Annotated in this window: 5 protein-coding genes; all 5 read right to left on the reverse strand. The window is 59.0% G+C overall.

Going from position 1 to position 2,940, the window contains the following annotated elements; translation table 11 throughout:
• Positions 1-518: 518 nt before the first annotated feature.
• The 5 genes from PROAA_RS12305 to PROAA_RS12320 all read right to left on the reverse strand — a co-directional run bounded on the left by PROAA_RS12305 (position 519) and on the right by PROAA_RS12320 (position 2,917).
• Positions 519-833, reverse strand: a complete 315-nt coding sequence (locus tag PROAA_RS12305) for a hypothetical protein (protein ID WP_186411625.1) — start codon at positions 831-833, stop codon at positions 519-521.
• A gap of 4 nt (positions 834-837) precedes the next feature.
• Complete coding sequence (locus tag PROAA_RS12310; protein ID WP_222102248.1) at positions 838-1,581, reverse strand: ATP-binding cassette domain-containing protein; 744 nt, start codon at positions 1,579-1,581, stop codon at positions 838-840.
• Positions 1,582-1,588: 7 nt separating this feature from the next.
• The gene (locus tag PROAA_RS18930) at positions 1,589-1,846 is read right to left on the reverse strand and encodes a hypothetical protein (RefSeq protein ID WP_222102249.1); all 258 of its coding nucleotides are present in this window, start codon (positions 1,844-1,846) and stop codon (positions 1,589-1,591) included.
• 103 nt (positions 1,847-1,949) lie between these two features.
• Positions 1,950-2,507: a chorismate--pyruvate lyase family protein gene (locus tag PROAA_RS12315; RefSeq protein ID WP_186411626.1), complete on the reverse strand. Its 558-nt coding sequence runs from the start codon at positions 2,505-2,507 to the stop codon at positions 1,950-1,952.
• Positions 2,508-2,524: 17 nt separating this feature from the next.
• Entirely contained in the window at positions 2,525-2,917 is a 393-nt protein-coding gene (locus tag PROAA_RS12320; protein WP_222102250.1) for a DUF192 domain-containing protein, read from the reverse strand.
• Positions 2,918-2,940: the final 23 nt, after the last annotated feature.

Raw genomic sequence — 2,940 nt, forward strand, 5'->3', positions numbered from 1 at the left:
ACATCGCCGATCGCTTGATCCTGATGGGTGACTGGCGCGATTCGTTCGCAGCCATGACTTGAAGAAACGGGCGCGATCAGCGACTGTGCGGGGTGACAGTGAAATTGAAACGGCGGCTGACGCCGCCGTGGGGTACTTTACTCGCTTGACGCGGGCCGGCTAATGGGTGACCCCATATATACCATATATACGGGCAGTAAAGCGGATCGCCCGCAACGTGAGCCAGCAAGGGGTTGGCGCCGACACCGGCAGCCATGAATCTGTGCAAATCCATTGGACACGAAGCGGCACCAACGTTCTTCTGGGGCGGCCCAGCCGCCAGGGCGACGGCGGTACATCGCCGATCGCTTGATCCTGATGGGTGACTGGCGCGATTCGTTCGCAGCCATGACTTGAAGAAACGGGCGCGATCAGCGACTGTGCGGGGTGACAGTGAAATTGAAACGGCGGCTGGCGCCGCCGTGGGGTACTTTACTCGCTTGACGCGGGCCGGCTAATGGGTGACCCCTTTGGTCACTCTATGTGTTTGAAGACTTGCGACGTGACCAGGCGATACAGGCCACACCGATAGTTGCTTGAAATATCGGGTAGCCATAAATGCCAAATAATTCCGTTATCATTCTGTAAACCCATGACCAGCGACCTGTCGACAGGGTGATTGGATCGCCAAAGAACAGGTTGAAGATCGCCAATACGAGTGCCATGACACCAATAGCCAAGCGGATTCGTCTGACGTGCTCGGGGTCAATGGAAAACAAGTTGTTGCCTTCAAATTTCATACCACCATCCTCCATGAAATGTCCTAACGCGCATACTTTCCAAGTGATCTTCACGCTTTCATTTCTCCTCCCCCACCACCCCGACCTTCGTCGTATGCTGATGGTCCCCGCCGAAGCTGAACACCTCATCGACCTGCAATCCCCTCGGAATCTGATGCGTGATGAAGATCATCGTCACCTTGCCCTTGAGCTTGTTGATCGTCAGGGCGAAGAGTTCGGCGGTCGGCTGGTCGAGGTTTGAGACGGCCTCGTCGAAGATCAGTATCTTGGGGCGTTTCAGCAAGGCCCGGGCAATGGCGATGCGCTGCTTCTGCCCGCCCGAGAGCCCGGTGCCGCGTTCGCCGATCTCGGTCTGGTAGCCTTCGGGCAGCTTTTCGATCACCTCGTGGATTTCGGCGGCCTTGCAGGCGGCGATGACGTCGTCGAAGGTCGCTTGCGGGTGCGCCATCACCAGATTCTGATAGAGCGTTCCGGAGAACAGCACTGTATCCTGCGGCACCACACCGAAGACGCTTCTCAGTTCGTTGGCGGCGAGGTTGCGGATGTCCCGGCCGTCGAGGGCGATCTGCCCTTCCTGCGGTTGGTAGAAACCGAGCATCAGCTTGGCCAGCGTGCTCTTGCCACAACCCGAAGGGCCCATGATCACCGACAGGTGGCCGGGCTTGAAGGCGAGGTCGAGATTCCGGTATAGCCAGGGCAGTTGTTCCCCATACCGGAAGGCGAGATTGTGGATCGTCAGGTACGCCTTGCCGGCTGCTTCGCGCTGGGGAATCAGCGCATGCGGTTCCTGCGGCATGTCCATGATATAGTTACGGCATAACATTCACTGCGTTCATGTGAGCCTGCACTGAAACTCGCTTGCGCTCGTTTTCACCCAGCCGTTTGACGGCGATGCTGGCCTGCTGGAACTCCTGCCACAGACCGACCAGTCTCAGCATCGGCTGGCTCAGCGGGCGGCGGAGGACTTGGCTGCGGAGTGCCGCATCGAAGGGGTTGCGGAATAGCCCGCACACGCTGCCCGGCAGCCAAAGCAAATCTACTTCCCTGACGCCCCCTCGCAGGCCCATGTTCTTGCGATTTCTTTTTTGGAACCCGCAGAGCATGGGCACAGGTCATGGGGAAGTCAAGGCGGGTCGTATGAATTGGCTGCGAGTCGTCTATCCCGAGCTGTCAGTGGCGGGTTTCAGGGCAAATATTGGGTGAGAAGATCTCGGTGACCAGTACCGATTGATTGCCAAAGGAAAAGCGCGAGCGCCTTGCCCACAGGAACGGCGGAGGTGCAGCGGCAAGCTGCAAGGCGTCGATCCCCGGCTGATAAAGGGCATGGCGATGGTCAAGTCGTTTGCAAAGGATTGCGCCTCGCGAGAATCGCGCATGCGTGAAGACCTGCGCGCCAAGCGATTTGTTGCCCAAGCGTGCCAGCCAAGCGGTCAGCGGTCCGCGCGGCCGATAGGGTAGCACCGTGTGCGCAAAAACCAGCGGTTCGCCATCGCAGTACAGCGCCACCTCGCGAACCCAGGCCAACCGGTCGCGTTTGATACCCAGTGCGATCGCTTCATCTCTTGTCGGCATGGCAAGGCCCTGCCGTAGCACGTGTAGTTTGAACGCGCCTCTGGCCTGAAGGCGAGCCGTCAATGAGCCGCGGTCGCGCAACCAGTCAGTGAACGCCAAGCCATCTGCGCTGCGCAGCAGTTTCGCACGCCACGCCAGTCTTTTTCTTATGCTCATGATTGCTCGGCTTTCGACTACTCTGGCCGCGGCGATTTCTCGACGCCGCCAATGCGCTGTCCTGGTTTGAGCCCCTTGCTGGAGAACCAGCCACGATTCATTTCGAGGGCGAAACGCGCGGGAGCCGCGGCACAGTGGTTGGATTCGGTCTGCGGCGCCATGTCCTCGATGTTGAGAATGCGGCCCTCCTCATCGAGAAAGGCCACCGACAGCGGCAGATACGTATTGCGCATCCACATGCAATGACGATCCGCCCTGGCGAATACGAACAGCATGCCCTGATTGGCCGGCATGCTCTTGCGATGCATCAAACCCTGCATGCGATTGGCCTGATCGGCAGCGACTTCAGCCTCGATGCGATAAAAGCCGGCGGTCAGTTCCATGCGCGGCATTTGCCCGTGTGCCTGCATTGAAGCCAGCAGCAGAAAGATCG

The sequence above is a fragment of the Candidatus Propionivibrio aalborgensis genome (assembly GCF_900089945.1).
Taxonomy (GTDB): Bacteria; Pseudomonadota; Gammaproteobacteria; order Burkholderiales; family Rhodocyclaceae; genus Propionivibrio; species Propionivibrio aalborgensis.